The sequence below is a fragment of the Bacillus sp. FSL K6-1284 genome, from assembly GCF_038002625.1.
Lineage (GTDB): Bacteria > Bacillota > Bacilli > Bacillales > Bacillaceae > Bacillus > Bacillus paralicheniformis.
This window is the reverse complement of record NZ_JBBOCW010000001.1, coordinates 322970-341315: the sequence shown is the minus strand read 5'-3', so window position 1 is coordinate 341315 and position 18346 is coordinate 322970. Positions and strand designations below refer to the sequence as shown.

The 18346-nt window shown below is 47.1% G+C and carries 15 protein-coding genes; 9 read left to right on the top strand and 6 right to left on the bottom strand.

From position 1 onward, the window contains the following. Positions 1 to 125: 125 nt before the first annotated feature. Positions 126 to 899, bottom strand: a complete 774-nt coding sequence (locus tag MHB72_RS01815) for a glucose 1-dehydrogenase (protein WP_020450052.1) — start codon at positions 897 to 899, stop codon at positions 126 to 128. Positions 900 to 1070: 171 nt separating this feature from the next. Between MHB72_RS01815 and MHB72_RS01810 the strand changes: the two genes are divergently transcribed. Next, positions 1071 to 2021 carry a trypsin-like serine peptidase gene (locus MHB72_RS01810; protein WP_195258638.1) on the top strand — a complete coding sequence of 317 codons (951 nt, stop codon included), beginning with the start codon at positions 1071 to 1073 and terminating at the stop codon, positions 2019 to 2021. Positions 2022 to 2079: 58 nt separating this feature from the next. On the opposite strand, the gene MHB72_RS01805 is transcribed toward MHB72_RS01810, so the two are convergent. The 4 genes from MHB72_RS01805 to MHB72_RS01790 all read right to left on the bottom strand — a co-directional run bounded on the left by MHB72_RS01805 (position 2080) and on the right by MHB72_RS01790 (position 7914). Continuing rightward, positions 2080 to 4161 (bottom strand): glycosyl hydrolase family 18 protein, encoded by a 2082-nt coding sequence (locus MHB72_RS01805; RefSeq protein WP_035337317.1) that lies wholly within the window; start codon positions 4159 to 4161, stop codon positions 2080 to 2082. A gap of 90 nt (positions 4162 to 4251) precedes the next feature. After that, positions 4252 to 6048 (bottom strand): glycosyl hydrolase family 18 protein, encoded by a 1797-nt coding sequence (locus MHB72_RS01800; protein WP_023857789.1) that lies wholly within the window; start codon positions 6046 to 6048, stop codon positions 4252 to 4254. A gap of 400 nt (positions 6049 to 6448) precedes the next feature. Continuing rightward, positions 6449 to 7183: a chitin disaccharide deacetylase gene (gene chbG, locus MHB72_RS01795; protein ID WP_026580485.1), complete on the bottom strand. Its 735-nt coding sequence runs from the start codon at positions 7181 to 7183 to the stop codon at positions 6449 to 6451. Continuing rightward, positions 7180 to 7914: a GntR family transcriptional regulator gene (locus tag MHB72_RS01790; protein ID WP_020450047.1), complete on the bottom strand. Its 735-nt coding sequence runs from the start codon at positions 7912 to 7914 to the stop codon at positions 7180 to 7182. The genes chbG and MHB72_RS01790 overlap by 4 nt, the downstream gene beginning before the upstream one ends. Before the next feature lie 162 nt (positions 7915 to 8076). On the opposite strand from MHB72_RS01790, the gene MHB72_RS01785 reads away from it, so the two are divergent. The 6 genes from MHB72_RS01785 (at position 8077) to MHB72_RS01760 (ending at position 14184) form a co-directional block, all read left to right on the top strand. After that, positions 8077 to 9411, top strand: coding sequence for a 6-phospho-beta-glucosidase (locus MHB72_RS01785; RefSeq protein WP_216921562.1), 1335 nt, complete (start codon positions 8077 to 8079; stop codon positions 9409 to 9411). Further along, entirely contained in the window at positions 9398 to 10684 is a 1287-nt protein-coding gene (gene celB / locus MHB72_RS01780; RefSeq protein ID WP_216921565.1) for a PTS cellobiose transporter subunit IIC, read from the top strand. Before MHB72_RS01785 ends, celB begins: the two co-directional genes overlap by 14 nt. Before the next feature lie 16 nt (positions 10685 to 10700). After that, complete coding sequence (locus tag MHB72_RS01775) at positions 10701 to 11033, top strand: PTS lactose/cellobiose transporter subunit IIA (RefSeq protein ID WP_020450044.1); 333 nt, start codon at positions 10701 to 10703, stop codon at positions 11031 to 11033. Beyond that, positions 11030 to 11332 carry a PTS sugar transporter subunit IIB gene (locus MHB72_RS01770; RefSeq protein ID WP_023857786.1) on the top strand — a complete coding sequence of 101 codons (303 nt, stop codon included), beginning with the start codon at positions 11030 to 11032 and terminating at the stop codon, positions 11330 to 11332. Before MHB72_RS01775 ends, MHB72_RS01770 begins: the two co-directional genes overlap by 4 nt. Positions 11333 to 11452: 120 nt before the next feature. Further along, complete coding sequence (glcD, locus tag MHB72_RS01765; protein WP_023857785.1) at positions 11453 to 12865, top strand: glycolate oxidase subunit GlcD; 1413 nt, start codon at positions 11453 to 11455, stop codon at positions 12863 to 12865. Beyond that, positions 12862 to 14184 carry a (Fe-S)-binding protein gene (locus MHB72_RS01760; protein ID WP_023857784.1) on the top strand — a complete coding sequence of 441 codons (1323 nt, stop codon included), beginning with the start codon at positions 12862 to 12864 and terminating at the stop codon, positions 14182 to 14184. Before glcD ends, MHB72_RS01760 begins: the two co-directional genes overlap by 4 nt. A 59-nt stretch (positions 14185 to 14243) precedes the next feature. Here MHB72_RS01760 and MHB72_RS01755 read toward each other — a convergent pair whose 3' ends face one another. After that, complete coding sequence (locus tag MHB72_RS01755) at positions 14244 to 15959, bottom strand: serine hydrolase (protein WP_216921568.1); 1716 nt, start codon at positions 15957 to 15959, stop codon at positions 14244 to 14246. Between the two features lie 170 nt (positions 15960 to 16129). Here MHB72_RS01755 and MHB72_RS01750 point away from each other — a divergent pair, with 170 nt between their 5' ends. Together MHB72_RS01750 and pepF are read left to right on the top strand one after the other, a co-directional pair. Then, positions 16130 to 16399, top strand: a complete 270-nt coding sequence (locus tag MHB72_RS01750; RefSeq protein ID WP_017474015.1) for a GlsB/YeaQ/YmgE family stress response membrane protein — start codon at positions 16130 to 16132, stop codon at positions 16397 to 16399. Between the two features lie 111 nt (positions 16400 to 16510). After that, positions 16511 to 18346 (top strand): oligoendopeptidase F, encoded by a 1836-nt coding sequence (gene pepF, locus MHB72_RS01745; RefSeq protein WP_216921571.1) that lies wholly within the window; start codon positions 16511 to 16513, stop codon positions 18344 to 18346.

Here is an 18346-nt window from a genome sequence, read left to right as displayed (position 1 = left end):
ATTAAAGCTATTAAACTCATCTTTTTAACTATTATATACAAAAACAGGATATAAAAGGTGACGCAATAAAAAACCCCCATTCCGCCATTCGAAAAAGGCAGAACGGGAGCTGAAAAATGCACTTGCTATTCCAGCTGTGACGGGTAAAGCGTCATACCGCCGTCAACGAACAAAGTCGCGCCCGTTACATAGGCGGCTTCTTTCGACACAAGCCATGCCGCTGCGGAAGCCACTTGTTCAGGCTCGCCAAATTCGTTCATCGGTATCTTTTTCAGCTGTGCCGACTTGTGGCTTCCCTCCAAGTCTTCATTGCTTTCGGTTGCGATCGTTCCCGGCGCGATCGAATTGACGCGGATTCCTTTGTCCGCATAATCAAGGGCAAGCGTTTCTGTCAAAAGCTTCATTCCGCCTTTTGAAGCGGAGTAATGAACATTTTTCGGCCTCGGAATTTGCTGATGAACGCTTGATATATTGAGTATGCTCCCTTTCATGTGGCGGTCCGCCATATATCTTAAGGCTTCCCGTGCGCCGAGAAACGTACCGGTTAAATTAACGTCGATCACTTTCTGCCATTCACCAAGTTCAAGTTCGTGCGGGAGGGCTTCTGCGCCGTTAAATCCTGAATTATTGACCATGACATCAAGTGAGCCGAAATGTTCAACTGCTGATTTAATCAGCTTTTTTATATCCTCTTCAGAAGACACGTCAGCTTCTACCGCAAGGGCGTTTCCGCCCGCTGCTTGAATATTGTCGACGGCTTCCCGTGCGCCTCCGGGATCGCTGTGATAATTGACAACCACATTCATCTTTTCTTTTCCAAACCGTTCTGCAACCGCCTTGCCTATACCTTTTGAAGAACCGGTCACAATTGCTGTTTTTCCTTTTAAATCACTGTACAACTTAAACCCCCCTCAATTTCTTTTCTTCATGTACATTACCCGGTATCAATATGATCAAACAAAATGTTAATACATGCCTCTAGTATGATCTTTTTTAAACATATGGAAAATTCAGAATTATTTTGTTAATATCTAACTTGAACTTACAACAAAATAAGGAAGTGATACGATTTGGTTAGTAAAAAGAGTGTTAAACGAGGTTTGATCACAGGTCTCATTGGTATTTCTATTTATTCTTTAGGTATCCACCCGGCCCAAGCCGCACCATCGCCTCATTCTCCTGTTTCAAGCGATCCTTCATACAAAGCGGAAACATCGGTTACCTATGATCCAAACATGAAAAACGATCAATACGGCTCGTATTCAAAGGCATTTACAGGCACCGGCAAAGTGAATGAAACAAAGGAAAAAACGGCAAAAGAGTCCTCCGCCAAAGCTCCTTACAGCATTAAATCGGTGATTGGTTCTGATGATCGGACAAGGGTGACCAACACAAGCGCATATCCGTACAGAGCGATCGTTCATATTTCAAGCAGCATCGGTTCGTGCACCGGATGGATGATCGGTCCGAAAACCGTCGCAACAGCCGGACATTGCATCTATGACACATCAAGCGGTTCATTTGCCGGGACAGCTACTGTTTCGCCGGGACGGAACGGGACAAGCTACCCTTACGGCTCTGTTAAATCGACGCGCTACTTTATTCCGTCAGGATGGAGAAGCGGTAACACCAATTACGATTACGGTGCAATCGAACTAAGCGAACCAATCGGCAATACTGTCGGATACTTCGGATACTCGTACACCACTTCATCACTTGTCGGGACAACTGTTACTATCAGCGGTTATCCAGGCGATAAAACAACAGGCACACAATGGCAGCATTCAGGACCGATTGCCATCTCCGAAACGTATAAATTGCAGTATGCAATGGACACGTACGGAGGCCAGAGCGGTTCACCGGTATTCGAACAAAGCAGTTCAAGAACGAACTGCAGCGGTCCATGCTCGCTTGCCGTCCACACAAATGGAGTATACGGCGGCTCTTCGTACAACAGAGGCACCCGGATTACAAAAGAAGTGTTTGACAATTTGAGCAACTGGAAAAACAGCGCCCAATAACACACGAAGACAGCCCGCTTCCTTTTGGAACGGGCTGTTATATCTAACGGCTGCACACTTACTTCACATTAAGCCTGTACTTTTTTCCATCTATTGATATCGTGAAATTTGAAGGGCCGCTGATCGGCAAATAATAAACAAGCTGAAACTCCGCCGCCTCACCAGGTTTAATCGTTTTCCAGCTTGATAGAGTCACTCCGATGCGGTGGAAATCTCCCGTCAGTCCGCCAATGTTCGGTCCCGTATGCCCTTTAGCAATCACTTCAACTTGATCGCCGCTCCAGCTTCCAAACCGAGGGGAAGTGGATGTCGGCACATCAAATTCGATAACAGAACCTCCCGTAATCGTGACATCGCTGTTATTGATCAGCTTCATTACCGGGTGGATCGGGTAATTTTGATCTCCTAATGGAAAGTTCGTCAGCTCTATGTCTACATCCAATGATTCATCAGGAAAAGGCGATGTGCTGAGCCGGTTATCGTATGGTGTTGTATCCGAGAATTTGTGATACAGCGTGCTCGTTAAAGTATTGCCAATATCGTATTCTCCTTTATTGCCGTTTCGTTCGGGATACCAGTCATAATCACCGCTCAAATCCCAAAACATGACACCCCCGATTCCTTTATCAACGACATAATCCGCCTTCGTTTTGATCGATTCCTCATCCTCTGTCGATAGAAACACTTTCTTTTCTGGATTCCAAAGCCAAGGCGCTGCCAGCCCCGCGTCATAATGCCTTTGATAAGCGCCTGTCAAATCAGCCTTGCTCAATCCATACCTTTCCAGATAAGAACCGGCAATGCCCTTTTCAAGGTTTTTGGCGTGCCACATCGGGTTTGCCCCTGCTCCAATTTCATTCCCCTGCTCATCTTTATCGTGCCAAATATTATCGATTCCGGTTGCTCCGTCACCGCATTGCCTGAGTCCCTGAGGACAATCTGCGCTTTTGGATGTTCCCCACAGCCCGTTTACTCCGCCGTTCACATTCTTCCAGCCTCTCGTATAATAAGGAACACCGATATTGATTCGCCCCGATTCCATAGCTCCTCTAAAATAATGGTAAGCCCAGTCCGTATTTAAATATCCGATCCCTTCGTATTCCGGCGTAGTATATATGTTGGAATGCTTGAGTTCGGCATCTTCGCCGTTATCGAATAAAGAAGCGTTCGGTCCGACAAACTCATTCCAGGCTCCATGAAGATCATAGGACATGATATTGACATAATCGACATATCGAAGCGGCTTAAACGTTTCCATCCCTCTCAGTAAATATGCCGATGATGGCGCTGCAATGGTCAGCATGTAGTACTTTCCATCTTCAGCGGACGCTTGATCAAGCTTTTCTCTTAATATTTTCATCAATGCCTCAAAGCTTTTATTTAACCCGTTGCGCCGCGGATTGGCGATGTTCCAATCTGCAGGATTCCCTGCATCCTGCATTGATGTAGGGTACTCATAGTCAATATCGATTCCATCGATCTCGTATTTTCTGAGAAACGCAACGACCGACTCCGCAAAGGTGTGAATACCCTTGTGGTTTACAGATCCGTCTCCATTCGTTGTCATCGAATAAAAGCCGCCGCTTGGAATCCGCTTCCCGTCCCTGTCAACATAACCGCCGGTTTCGGCCCAACCGCCGACAGCCGCCAAAACTTTTACATTCGGGTATTTCTCTTTATATTGATGGATAAGGTTAAAATGCCCCTTATACGGCAAGGTTTGATCCATTTTTACATCGGAATGCTCCGGCCAGGTCATCCCGATGGACGGGTTGTTCTCATCTGTCTCATCTCCGACTGAAATCCGATGATCTTCCCCGATGTGGGCAAACGCATAATTAATGTGGCTCAAGTACTTCCAGGGGATATCATTTACTAAATAACGATCTTGATTGCCTTTTCCAGTACGCCAGCTTGTAAAGTACCCGATGATTCTCCGGTCTAACTGATTGGCAAGCTTTTCACGGCCGTCCCGGTCGTATACATCGCAGTACGGCACATGTTCAACGCCTGAGTCCCAAAGCCCTTCCGGACGGCAGTCCGGTTGTTCATTTGAAGTCTCTGCAGAAATGTGCCGGTTCGGGATAAAAAGCGCAAGGAGCAGCACACAGGATAAAATAGATGAAGCGGCTATCTTCATGTTTATTCAGACTCCTTTGTCCATAAAGAGAGACGTGAGAAGCTTTTTCCCAAATCTCTCTTTATCGTTTTCTATCCATTTGACTTTCTGTTATTCGCAGCCTCCGACCAGCCGCCATACGCCCCATTCACCGGATTGATCCGGCCGGTCGCCTTTCGTCCACCATTTCGCTTCATACACTTTTCCGTTAAATGCAACCCGCTCTCCGCCCGTGTATGCGTTCGTCTCTTTCCATTCGTCATATGAACATGCCTGGTCAGAATTCGTCGTGACTTTTACTGTTGGTCCGGTATGGAGCTCTCCATCGGCATCCTTTGCTGAAACTGTAAATGAGTAGGCCGTACCCGGCTTCAAGTTGCCGATTTCCGCTGATGTTTCTTTTACAGATATCGACCGGCTTTCAAATGACACGACATATTCCGTAATGTTTGCTCCGCTGCTCGGCGCATCCCACGCCAGGCTGACACTTGTAGCAGTTTTTCCGGTTACACGCACATTCACAGGTGCCGATGAAGGCGGCTCCGGATTGCCTCCGTCCGGTGCAAAATCTAAATCGGCTGCCAATTTATTGAGAAGCGTCCGATTGGAATCGCCGCTGAAATCCCAGAACATCGCTCCGCTTAATCCGTTTGCTTTAATAAAATCCGTTTTGTGGCCGAATGATTGTTCATCATCATAAGTGATGAAATTGCCATTTTCCGCGTTATACAAAAACGGCACTTTCGCTTGATCGTTCCAATACCTTTTATAGCCGTTTTGATTTACATAATTCTTTTCAAGATCTGAAAAGTCGAATACTCCATTTTCCCATGTCCCTTCTTTCGCCGGTCCGCACTTCTGATATTCTCCGTGGCCGCCGGACTCACAACCGCTCCAGCCCCTTCCGTAGAACGGTGTTCCAAGCACTAATTTGTCCCCCTTAACACCGGCTTCCTTGTAGCGCTTCACAGTGTTTTCAATGTTGTAGGTCTCAGCATTTGGAACGCCTGCTTCTTTTGCTTTTGGATCATAGAACAGCGGCGCATTATGGGCGCTTATGCTTTGCCATCCGCCATTAAAGTCATAGGTCATGATGTTAATCCAATCCACGGTTTGAGCAATTTTATCAAGCTCAGTGTTGCTCACATACTCCGGACTTGCGCCGGATGCGATCGTCAGCAAGTATTCCTTGCCGTCCTTTGCTTCTGCAGCATCAAGTTTTTTACGCACCTCTTGCAGGAGCAGCGTGTAATTTCTTTTATCTTCCGGCCGTGTACTATTCCCCGGCAATCCTCCGCTGACCGGGTATTCCCAGTCAAGATCGACCCCGTCAAACCCGTATTTCCTTAAAAATTCAACGGCCGAAGCGGCGAAATTCCCCCTTGCCACAGGATCTGCCGCGACATCTGAAAAGCGGTTAGACCAAGTCCATCCGCCGACCGATATGAACGTTTTCAAATGAGGGTGGCTCTTTTTCAGCTTCAGCAATTGTTTAAAGTTGCCGCGGATCGGTTCATCCCAGACATCCCCGGGATTTGACTTTTGTGCGTCAATCCAGGGATCGCCCATTACGATTGTTCCATTTGGCGCGTCGATCACTCCTTTTTCATCCTGACATGACCATGTTTGGGGATTGGGGCCTGTCGGATCGGGGTTCCCGTGCCTTCCTTCCCAGCAAATATCAGCAAAAGCATAATTAATGTGGCTGACTTTTGAAACGTCCATATCCCAAACTTGAAAATTCCTTCCGTAAGCACCCCATGATGGATAGTAGCCGATGATTTTATAGTTTTTTCCGGAATCGGCCTTTGCAACTTCCCCATTTACAAATGACAAGCTCAGCAACATGACAAAAATGAAAGAAAAAACGAAAAACTTTTTGCTTTTGTTGACCAACACGATGTTCATCTCCTTTTCATCCAATTTTTTTGACAAACCATGAAACTAGAAATCTCCTATTCCTCACCGCCTTTTTTGTTTGTTTTATATTTTTCCTTGTCATCTAATAGCTGCAGCTGCACAGAAGCCAACAAGGGAAAACGCTTACATAAATGAGATTGACATCATGATTTCATTAAAATTTCGGGTGTGTTCGTTTGGAAAAGCTGGTTGTGCTGAGGGTGAAACACGTATAGATGTCTATACATTTGCGTATAAAAGAAGACTTTTTAATGGCGAAGGGTTGCTGAATTTGTTATGACAAATCTATATTAATCAGAATTTTCTGAACTGTCAACTTGAAGACATTGACTACACAACCGCCGCTTTCTACTCCATTTAAGGAATAGAAGCAGCGCCTCTAGCCTCTTCATAGACTAGCGTAAGACGTAAGACGAATATCCGGACATTGTTGCAAAGCCGATTTAAGAGAAGGTTCCGTCAGCAGTGAAAGTTCATATACCCGAGGATAATGGAAAGACGATTTTTCAAGCAGACATTTATCGACGTAAGCCGGATGGCACATCACTTCAATCACTGCTGCGTCTTGATAATCACGAAGGATGCTCGAAAGATCCTTCAATCGATCGACTTTCAGCTCAAAAGCATCGTTCGACCTTACACCCTTCCACAGTGAAGGATGATCATGATTGACCTTTCTGCATGGCAGGTCATACTCTTTCGCAAGCTTTACAAACACCTCAGGGAGATTTCCGTATGTATGAATATGATGATGGCTGTCGATATGTGTCGGATTTAAACCGAAAGACAAAGCTTTCTCTATTTGCGCTTTCCACTCTCGGTATACTTCATCAAGGTCAATGTCGAAGAAACCCTGGTAGTACAAAAGCTTGCGAAAATTCCCTTCTTCATCCGTTATCGTATGCAGTCCGCCGAGAATCGGGCGCCCGGCCGTCAATGTCAAGTGGACGCCGACTCCGAGTTCACGATTTTGCCGTGCGAGTTCGACGGCATGCTCCGCTTCTTGCATATTGACCATGAGCGTAGTCGATGTGAGCACCCCGTGCTGGAAAGCTTCAATGATTCCAAGGTTGACTCCCCTTGAAAATCCAAAATCATCCGCATTTATGATTAGAGATTTCACCTTTCATTCCCCCTTTGTTCATAATCACGTTCAATGAAGAACTCAACACGGTCACCGCGAAAATAGGCCATAGAATACTCGACGACTTCTTCCGACGCCAAAAATGTTTGCGTCGATATCTGGAAGCAAGGTGTGCCTTGTGTAATATTTAAATGTTGTGCAATCTCCTCATCAGAAATCACAATTTTGATTTGTTCCTCTGTTCTTTTTATGTTGTTTCCTTGCCTGCTGATGCACTGGTAAAGTGAAATATTCGCCATTTCTTCCGTTACTTCGGGGACGAGATCCGTTCTGATATAGGCTGTTTCAAACTGGATTTCTTCATCGTCCGCATAGCGGATTCTTTTGATTTGATAGACCATTTGTTCAGCGTCGATTCCGAGGAGGGTTTGGATTTTTTCAGACGGCTTTATTTTTTGCAAATCAACAACTTTGATTTTCGGTTTAAAGCCTTGAGCCTTCAATTGCTCTGCATAACGGAGGCTGCTGGAGCTCAAGATCTGCTTTACTTTTCCTTTGGCGACAAATGTCCCTTTTCCCTGCTTTCGGTAAATGGCCCCTTCCATAAGCAAATGATTCAGCGCGGTCCGCAGCGTCGTCCGGCTGACATCATACAGTTTGCAAAACTCGGACTCCGTCGGCAGCAGGCTACCAGGCGGATAATAACCGCTTTCAATCTTATCTACAATATCTTGTTTAATTTGACTGTGGAGCTGTGGTTGTTTCGCCATACATGTTCTCCTTTGGGGTGTGTTCGTAATTATAGAATAACACAAAAGGTTCCCAAAAAAAACAATTTGTCATAACAAATATGTATGGACAAATTTGTTATGACATGTTAAGTTTCAATTGTGTGAAGCGCTTTCATATAAAGAGAATGAAGGAGGGGGATTATGGCGCTGAAAGTAGTTGTTATAGGCGGAGGGTCCAGCTACACACCGGAAATTATTGAAGGCATCATCAAACGGCATCATCAATTTCCGGTGAATGAGATTGCACTTGTTGATATCGAGGAGGGCAAAGAAAAACTTCGCATCGTCTCAGAACTCGCGAAGCGAATGATCAGGCATGCGGGGGTTCCCATCGAACTGAGCCATACAATAGATCGGGCAGAAGCGTTGCAAGGTGCCGATTTCGTCACGGTTCAAATCAGAGTCGGCGGACTGAAGGCGAGAGCTTTAGACGAAAAAATTCCGCTCAGCCACGGCCTAATCGGGCAGGAAACAAACGGAGCCGGCGGTATGTTTAAAGCTTTCCGCACAATTCCTGTCATGCTGGATATCGCTCGCGATATCCAAAAGATTTGTCCCGAAGCATGGCTGATCAACTTTACCAATCCGGCCGGCATCGTGACGGAAGCTTTGCTGAAGCACGGACCTCATCAAAAGGTCGTCGGGGTATGCAATATTCCTTACAACATGAAAAATAGCATTGCAGAAATATTCGGCGTGGATGTGAACCGCGTCATGATTGAATTCGCAGGCCTCAACCATTTTGTTTTCGGAAAAAGGGTATGGATCGACGGCATCGACCGGACAGAAGAGACGATTGAGCATCTGTTGAATGATCACCTCGGCTACTCGCCCTCCAATATTGCGGCGTTGCCGTGGAATCGCCAATTTCTGCGGTCTTTACGTATGCTTCCGAGCCCGTACCATCAGTACTATTATCAACATGAAGATGCGCTCGCAAAAGATATCGAAGCGTACAATAACAACGGAACACGAGCGGAAACCGTCATGGAAGTGGAGCGGCAGCTGTTTGAGAAATACAAAGACGCCGAGATCCATGAGAAGCCTAAAGAACTGGAAGGCCGCGGCGGGGCTTACTATAGTGAATCAGCCTGCTCATTAATGAACTCGCTTTATCATCATTCAATGGATATTCAGACCGTGAACACACTGAATAAAGGAAGCATACCAGACCTTCCCGATGATGCGGTGATCGAAGTCAACAGTGTCATTACAAAAAGCGGACCGATTCCTCTGACCGTCGGAAAACTGCCTGCTGCCATTTGCGGGCCGATCTGCCTGATGAAAAAATTTGAACAATTAGTGATTGAAGCTGCGGTCACCGGCGACTACAATACGGCATATTCAGCCATGATCACCAATCCGTTGGTCTCCTCTGATCACAAAGCTCAAAAGGTACTGGATGAAATGCTCGAGGCGCATAAACGTTACCTCCCGCAATTTTTTGAGGAGGTCTGTGAACATGAAACAAAATAAAATGATGGCATTCATCGAAGCAAACATCATGCCGATCGCCGGAAGAATCGGTTCCCAAAGACACCTGATTGCAATACGCGACGGATTCATCGCCATTATGCCTCTTATTATCATCGGTTCCCTCGCCATCCTGGTTAATAATTTTCCAATACCGGCGTTTCAAAACTTTATGACCGGCCTGTTCGGAGAGGGATGGACTGCTGTCGGCGGGGCGATATGGAATGGCTCTTTTGCTCTGTTGAGCCTTTTAGCCGTTGCGGCTGTCAGCTTTAAGCTGGCCGAGTCCTATCACACAGATGGCCTGTCTGCCGCATTAATCGGGATTGGCGCATTCGCCGTGCTTACGCCGACCACTGAAGACTTTGGCTTTTCAATGACTTGGCTGGGAGCACAAGGCCTGTTCGTCGGCTTGATCGTGGCTTTGCTGTCGACGGAAGTCTTCCGGCTGTTTTCACAAAATGAGAAATGGAAAATCAAAATGCCTGAAGGAGTGCCTGACGGCGTCACAAAATCCTTGAATGCTCTATTGCCGGCTGCCGTCATCTTATCAACTGCCGGGCTATGTAATGCTCTGATTGTTCATTATTCGGGACAAAGCATCCATGAGCTTGTTTTCAGCACGATTCAAGAGCCGCTTCAAGGTCTTTCCAACACGGTTGGGTCAGCCTTGATTTTCACTTTCTTGAATCATTTGCTCTGGTTCTTTGGATTGCATGGAACAAATATCCTCGGGCCGATCATGGAATCCGTCTACCTCCCGCTCATTCAGGAAAATCAACACTTATTCTCGCAAGGAATGAGCGCTTTTGAAGTGCCGTATATTGTGACAAAGCCTTTCTTCGATTCTTACGTATTTATGGGGGGATCGGGAACGACATTGGCTCTGCTTGCCGGCATTTTAATTGCCGTGAAATCGAAGCACTACAAAACGATCGGGAAGGTGTCTCTCGCACCCGGCCTTTTTAACATCAATGAGCCCGTTCTGTTCGGACTTCCTATTGTATTAAACCCGATCATGTTCATTCCGTTTATCTTGATTCCATTAATTTTAACGATTACGTCATATGTCGCTTTGGCTTCCGGTCTCGTCCCGAAAACTGTCGCGATCCTTCCGTGGACAACGCCGCCGATTGTCAGCGGGTATCTCGTCACCGGAGGATCAGTCCGGGGAGTCTTATTGCAAATCTTCAACCTGGTGCTAGCCACCCTGCTCTACCTCCCGTTTATAAAAGCAGCAGAACGTTCCGCCTTGCACCAGACAGAAAACGAATAAGTAAGGAGTGAATGTTATGGCAGATACACTACAATTGGAACAGGTCTCATTTGAAATCATTCTTCACGCCGGAAATGCGCGTTCTTCTGCAATGGAAGCATTGCAGCTTGTGAAACAACACGAATGGGAAACCGGATATCAAAAAATACAAGAAGCAGAATCGGAGCTGAGCCAAGCTCATCAGGCGCAAACCCGCCTTCTGCAAAAAGAAGCACAAGGCGAAGGCCTTTCACCCAATCTATTATTAATCCATGCGCAGGACCATTTAATGACAGCCATGACTGTAAAAGATTTGGCGAAAGAATTGATTCATTTATATCAAGAGCTTCAGAAAGGAAGAGAAAAATGAAGATCGCACTTGTATGTTCAGCCGGAATGTCTACGAGTATACTGGTCAAAAAAATGAGGGAAGAAGCGAAAAACCGTTCATTGAAGGCCGAAATTAATGCATATGCGGAGGCAGATTTGCCAAGTCATCTGGATGAAATTGATGTGATACTGATTGGTCCGCAGGTCCGGTATTTAAAAGGGCAAATGACAGAGCGTGCCGAGCCTTATCATACGCCCGTGGCCGTCATTGATCAAATGGCTTATGGAATGATGGACGGAGCAAAAGTGCTGAATCAGGCAATCAGCCTTGCAACCTGATGCCTCCTGCAAAGAACCGCGTTTTCTTTGAAAACGGGTTCTTTTTTTTTGAAGTTTAAAAGAATGATTTTTTGAAAGCGTTTGTTTTTGTATAATAATTGGTAAAGGATGTGATCATACATGATTTCCTCACAAGTGAAATCCCAGTTGATTGAAATTGTCGGCTCTGTCAATTATGACGATTCGAACGCCGGACGGCTCGTCTATTCTTATGATGCGACACCCCAGTTTCAATCGATGCCTGACGCGGTCATAGCCCCGCGCAGCACAGAAGAAGTATCGCAAATCGTGAAAATCTGCAACACGCACCGCATTCCGATTGTGCCGAGAGGTTCAGGTACAAACCTTTGCGCCGGCACATGCCCGACTGAAGGAGGAATTGTCCTCCTGTTTAAGCATATGAATCGAATTTTAGAAATCGATGAAGAAAACTTAACGATAACCGTTCAGCCCGGCGTGATCACGCTTGATTTAATTCACGCCGCTGAAGAAAAGGGATTATTTTATCCGCCCGATCCGAGCTCGATGAAGATCTCGACAATCGGCGGCAACATCAATGAAAACTCGGGCGGCCTCCGCGGGCTGAAATACGGAGTGACACGCGATTATGTCATGGCGCTTGAAGTCGTTCTCGCAAACGGGGATATCATCCGCACTGGCGGCAAACTCGCCAAAGACGTTGCCGGCTATGATTTGACGCGTCTTTTCGTCGGTTCTGAAGGAACGCTCGGCATCATTACTGAAGCAACATTGAAACTCATCCCGGCACCCGAAACAAAAAAAACCGTCCTCGCCCTCTATCAAGATATCGACTCTGCAGCCCAAACGGTTTCAAATATCATCGCACACAAAATCATTCCGACGACGCTCGAATTTCTCGATCAGCCCACGATTCAGGTGATTGAAGACTTCGCGAAAATCGGCCTTCCCGTCCATGCCAAAGCGGTTCTCCTGATCGAACAGGACGGCACCGAGGAAGCAGTCCGCCGTGACATTGCCCTGATTGAAGAGATTTGCACAAAAGGAAATGCTGTGTCCGTTCAAACCGCGCAAACAGAAGCTGAAGCGGAAAATCTTCGGGAGGCCCGCCGCACCGCACTTTCCGCTTTAGCCCGTTTAAAGCCGACGACCATTCTGGAGGATGCCACGGTACCGCGCTCTGAAATTGCCGAAATGGTAAAAGCAATTAATACGATCGCCGAAAAGCACAAAATATCGATTTGTACATTCGGGCACGCAGGCGACGGCAACCTTCATCCGACCTGTACGACAGATGTCAGAAACAGTGAAGAAATGAAACGGGTCGAACAGGCTTTTGAAGACATCTTTAAAAAAGCGGTTGAGCTGGGAGGAACAATCACCGGAGAACATGGGGTCGGCGAAATGAAAGCTCCTTATCTGGAACTGAAGCTGGGCAAAGCGGGAATCGCCGCCATGAAGGCGGTAAAACAGGCGCTGGATCCTAACAGCATCATGAATCCCGGGAAGATATTTGCGAAAGACTCCCGCAAGCGGGTGGTGGTGACAAAATGACGACAGCTAACGAAAGAAAGGTCATTGAACAGCAGTTTAAACAAAGAATGGACGAGGAAGAGCTGCTGAATTGCATGCGCTGCGGCTTTTGTCTGCCGTCATGCCCCACCTATATCGAATCCGGTTTTCAGGAAAGCCATTCACCGCGTGGACGCATCGCGCTCATGAAAGCGGTCGTCGATGGGGCGATTGAGCCTGATGAGGATGTCGAACGGTCACTGGAGCTTTGCCTCGGCTGCCGGGCGTGTGAACCTGTATGTCCTTCAGGCGTAAACTACGGGCGCTTGCTTGAAGAAGCGAGGGATATTATTCAGCAGAACAAAAAACACACCCTTCCGGTTAAAGTGCTTCGCCGCGCGGTATTCAAAGGGCTTTTCCCCCACCAAAACAGAATCAGGGCGCTGACTGGAATACTCGGCGTGTATCAGCGTTCCGGCATGCAAAATGTGATTCGCAAATCGGGCTTACTTCGTCTTTTGCCGGACCATCTCGCGAAAATGGAGGCTGTTTTGCCGAAGGTTCCCGATATGAAACAGCTGAAAAAACGGCCGCACCTGCTCCCTGCGATCGGAGAGAGAAAAAAACGGGCCGCCTTTTTCTCGGGCTGCCTCATGGATACGTTGTTTTTAGATACGAATATGGCAACCATCGAGCTGCTGCGGCTGGCCGGCTGCGAGATCATCATTCCCGAACAGCAGACCTGCTGTGGTGCCCTCCACGGACACAGCGGCGAAAAGTCTGAGGCCATCCTGCTCGCAAAACGAAATATTCAGGCATTCGAGGATTCAAACGCGGACTTTATCGTGACAAATGCAGGGGGATGCGGAGCATTTTTAAAGGAATATGATCATCTCCTGAAAGATGACTCTGAATGGCGGAAACGGGCAGCGGTTTTTACAGGGAAACTGAAAGACTTTTCTTCCGTCCTGTTGGAGCTGAACTTTGATCAGCGATCCCTTGAACTGCCGCAGCAAATCGTCACCTACCAAGATTCGTGCCATTTGCGAAATGTCATGAACACCTCCGCTGAGCCGAGATACCTTATTCGCAGCATCAACGGCATTGAATTCAAGGAAATGAAAAATGCCGAAAGCTGCTGTGGATCAGCCGGTATTTATAACATTGTCGAATCCGAAATGTCGATGAAAATTCTCGATACAAAAATGGAAGCAGCAGCAGCGACCCGGGCCGCTACGATCGTTACAGCTAATCCCGGATGTCTGCTGCAAATGAAGCTCGGCATTGAACGAGCGGGGCTTACAAACCAAGTGAGAGCTGTTCATCTGGCGGATTTACTGCTGGAAGCCGTCCAGGAGTGACTAGGCGGCTCACACTTGGTATATTTCTCGGGAAATAAATCGAAATATGTCTTCTGCTGCTATTTCCGGACAGCAGGAAATTCTCCATTCGGCTGGATGAAGCGCAAACCTGTTACCTGTCCGGAATCGCCGGCTTCGAACCGGACGCTGAAACCCGGCAGGTTTTTGATTTGAAATGTCAACTCACGGTAAGGCTCAAGTTCGTAATCAGGCTGACCGGGCAATGAAACCCAGAGCGTCCGGTTGTTTCTGAAAGACACAACGACATCTGTTCCGTCTTCCAATGCATATTCGCCCGTTAAAGAAGCAAGAAATTCAGGATCGTACAACCGCTGATCCGGCTTCCTGACAAATTCGATTTCTCCAGCGCCTTCCGCCATTTCAAACGGTACGGAAAGGCGGCTGATATGTCCGTGTATATCAGCGCTGAAAGATGAGAGCATCGCCATCTCCGTGAGCGGCATTTTCATCTCGAATATATTGTAATGATAATGCTTCAAAGGCATCACAAACGAATTGAAGAGCGCCTGTAACATACCGTCTTTACACTCTATTTTGATTTCACCGTAGCCGGGGTGCTCGTATACACCTGTGTAGTCCTTCAGGTCATGAGAAGGCTTCGTTCCTTCAATTTTGGTAAGATCCGCGGTTCGATCCACCCCTAAAGCCGCTTTCATTATTTTTTCCGCTTCGCCTTTCAGCCGGCCGTTCCAATCGATCTCTTCCAATCCAAGCAAGCGGTCAAAAATATTGTACGCCAGAACATTTGGGAGAAAGCTGCCGTTCATATTTGTCAAAATGGCAATCCCGATCTTTTCATAAGGCATGAAAGCAACAAGCGATGAAAAACCGTCAATATTTCCGCCATGATGAATCATATGACGGCCACGGTACGGTTCAACAAACCAGCCGAGCCCATAGCTGCAGACAGGGAGTTCCTTCGCTTTAAGAATGGAGTCGCAGGAAATGCAAGGCGTATGCAGCTCATGAAGGCTTCCCTCTGATAGAACACCGCTGAATTTGTCGCTGCCAAGCTGAAGCAGCACCCAATTTGCCATATCCAAGGCATTGGAATTGATCGATCCAGCCGGCCCGATCACATCGATATTGCGAAAAGGAATTTTTTCAACTGTTCCGTTTTTCTCTTGATATGGAAAGGCAAAATCGGAAAGCTTTTGCATAACTTCGACCGAGAAGCTGCTGGATGTCATATGCAAGGGTTTGAAAATCCGCTCATGAACAAACTCCTCCCATGTCGTTCCCGCTATTCTTCCTGCAAGATAACCGGCCGTCATGTACATCAGGTTCTGATACTGCCATTTTGATCGAAAATCCAGATTCGGCTCAAGGTAGCGGAGCCGTCTGAAAAGCTCTTCCCTTGAAAAGGAGGAATTATACCACATCATTTCGTGTCTTGGGAGGCCCGAACGATGGCACGCCAGATCACGGGGAGTCATCCGTTCGGTTGCCACCGGATCATACATCTTAAACTCCGGGAGGTATTCCCTTACCGGCTTGTCCCATTCCATTTTCCCTTCATCAGCCAAAACCGCCATCGCCGCCGTTGTAAATGCCTTGGAAGCGGAACCGATCGCAAATACCGTTTCCGGGTTCACTTTTAATTTTCGTTCTTTATCCCTGAATCCAAACCCTTCCGCCATGATGATCTCGTCTTCCTTAATGACTGCAACAGCGGCTCCGGGAACGTTCCACTCCTTCATTTTTTCCAGGGCAAATGCCCGAAAGCCTTTTAATTCCTTTATAGGCTGTCTCATTTTACTCTCCTCTCTTGATCTAAGCGTCTTATGCCTGTTCCAGGTGTCCGTATTCCATACGTTTGTTCGCCCGAATGGTTTCATTTAGAGAAAATTTGTATATTTATTCACGAATTCCAAAAGATAGGTATAAGGCTGAAAATGTCTAAAAAACAAGGAGGTTTTGTTCAATGTTTGGATTTATTTGGTCATTGATCATCGGCGGAATTTTAGGCTGGCTGGCCGGCCTCATTATCAGACGTGATGTACCCGGAGGAATCATTGGAAATATTATCGCGGGATTTATCGGTTCATGGCTCGGCTCCATGATTTTGGGACGCTGGGGTCCGATGATCGGCGGATTTAATATCATTCCGGCTCTGATCGGTGCGATCATTTTGATTTTCATCGTCAGTCTTGTCATGAGAAGTATGGGCGGACGAAACCGCAATGCTCAATAATGGATGATTTACGACGGTTTCATTAGAAACCGTCGTTTTTTATTTCATTCTGCTGCCGTCTTTTATATAATTAATTAGAAACACGAAATATTTTCAAGGGGAGGCTGTACATTGGAAAAAGTGGCAGAAAAAAGACCGAAGCGCTCTGAGGTGCCGCAGGAACTGACTTGGAATCTTACTGATTTATTTTCTTCTTATGAAGCTTGGGAAGACGCACTTGTGAAAATTGAGGAAGATCTCGTATCCATCGGCTCATTTAAAGGAAGGCTTCACGAAGGAGCTGACGTGTTGCTCGATTGTTTAATGCTGCAGGAAAAACTGCTAGAGCGCCTAGTCCGGGCCGCCGCCTATACTCACCTCAGAAAGTCCGAAGATTTGACAAACCCCCTCAACCAAGCCGACGCTTCAAGGATGGCCGCACTTCAAGCAAAACTAAACGCCGGGCTTTCATTTATCCAATCGGAAATTCTCGAATTCCCCGAAAATCAAGTGGAGACGTACATAAAAAAAGAGAAAGGACTGGAGCCTTTCAGCAAAATGCTGTCCGAGATAATGGAGCGCAAGCCGTATAAGCTTGCTCCCGAAACAGAGGAAGCGTTAGCCGTTTTAGGCGAAGTGCATGATGCACCGTACAAAATTTTCGGGATGGCGAAGCTTGCAGATATGCAATTTTCACCAATTCAGGACCGGAACGGCAATGAGTTGGCCAATTCGTTCGCGTTATATGAAGGAAAATACATGTTCTCTCCTGATACGCATATTCGCAGAACCGCCTTTGACTCCTTTACAAATACCCTGCAAATATACAAAAATACCATCGCCGCCGTCTATGAAACAGAAGTCAAAAAACAGGTCGGCATGTCAAGGCTTCGCGGATATCAATCCGCCACCGATATGCTTCTTCAGCCGCAAAGCGTCACGCTCGAAATGTACCACAACCAGCTTGATGTGATTAAAAACGAACTTGCACCTCATATGCGCAAGTATGCCGCCTTGAAAAAACGCGTATTAGACCTCGACGACATGCGCTTCTGCGATTTGCAGGCTCCGCTTGACCACGACTTCAGTCCAAAGACGACTTACGAACAGGCCGGCCGGATGATCTTGGACGCTTTACAAGTGATGGGACCCGAGTACGCGGAAGTCATGGAAACCGCATTGACTGAGCGGTGGGTTGATCTCGCTGACAACATCGGCAAATCCACGGGTGCGTTTTGTTCAAGTCCGTACGGAGTGCATCCCTTCATTTTGATGACATGGACGGATACGATGCGGGACGCCTTTACCCTTGCCCATGAACTCGGTCATGCCGGTCATTTCTACTTGGCAAACCGCAAGCAGCGCATCATGAATGTCAGACCGTCTCTATATTTCATCGAAGCGCCTTCTACAATGAACGAAATGCTTCTCGCCCAGCATTTGTTTTCCAAAACAAATGACCCGAAAATGAAGCGCTGGGTCATCAACCAACTGATGGGCACGTATTACCACAATTTCGTCACCCATCTGCTTGAAGGGGAATATCAGCGGAGAGTCTACGAACTCGCCGAACAAGGGTGCGCACTTACCGCTTCCGTACTGTCTGAACAAACCACCGCCGTGCTGTCCGAATTCTGGGGCAGCGGAGTGAAGCTTGATGAAGGGGCAGGTTTAACATGGATGCGTCAGCCGCACTACTACATGGGGTTATACCCTTACACCTATTCAGCCGGGCTGACAGCATCGACGATCGTCTCGCAGCAAATTAAAGAAGAAGGCCGCCCTGCCGTCGAGAGATGGCTGAACGTTTTAAAAACAGGCGGTACAATGAAACCGCTGGACCTGTTGAAACACGCGGGTGTTGACATGTCGACGGATCAACCGATACGCCAGGCAGTTGCGTATGTCGGAACATTGGTTGACGAGCTCGAAAAACTGTATGATCCAAAAGAAGACCGGCCTGATTAA

Bases quoted from the DNA above. Each gene is read 5' to 3' on its own strand.
- MHB72_RS01790 (WP_020450047.1), bottom strand. From the start codon at position 7,914: ATGGCGAAACAACCACAGCTCCACAGTCAAATTAAACAAGATATTGTA.
- MHB72_RS01770 (WP_023857786.1), top strand. From the start codon at position 11,030: ATGAAGATCGCACTTGTATGTTCAGCCGGAATGTCTACGAGTATACTG.
- MHB72_RS01805 (WP_035337317.1), bottom strand. From the start codon at position 4,161: ATGAAGATAGCCGCTTCATCTATTTTATCCTGTGTGCTGCTCCTTGCG.
- MHB72_RS01785 (WP_216921562.1), top strand. From the start codon at position 8,077: ATGGCGCTGAAAGTAGTTGTTATAGGCGGAGGGTCCAGCTACACACCG.
- MHB72_RS01755 (WP_216921568.1), bottom strand. From the start codon at position 15,959: ATGAGACAGCCTATAAAGGAATTAAAAGGCTTTCGGGCATTTGCCCTG.
- celB (WP_216921565.1), top strand. From the start codon at position 9,398: ATGAAACAAAATAAAATGATGGCATTCATCGAAGCAAACATCATGCCG.
- MHB72_RS01800 (WP_023857789.1), bottom strand. From the start codon at position 6,048: ATGAACATCGTGTTGGTCAACAAAAGCAAAAAGTTTTTCGTTTTTTCT.
- glcD (WP_023857785.1), top strand. From the start codon at position 11,453: ATGATTTCCTCACAAGTGAAATCCCAGTTGATTGAAATTGTCGGCTCT.
- MHB72_RS01775 (WP_020450044.1), top strand. From the start codon at position 10,701: ATGGCAGATACACTACAATTGGAACAGGTCTCATTTGAAATCATTCTT.
- MHB72_RS01750 (WP_017474015.1), top strand. From the start codon at position 16,130: ATGTTTGGATTTATTTGGTCATTGATCATCGGCGGAATTTTAGGCTGG.
- MHB72_RS01760 (WP_023857784.1), top strand. From the start codon at position 12,862: ATGACGACAGCTAACGAAAGAAAGGTCATTGAACAGCAGTTTAAACAA.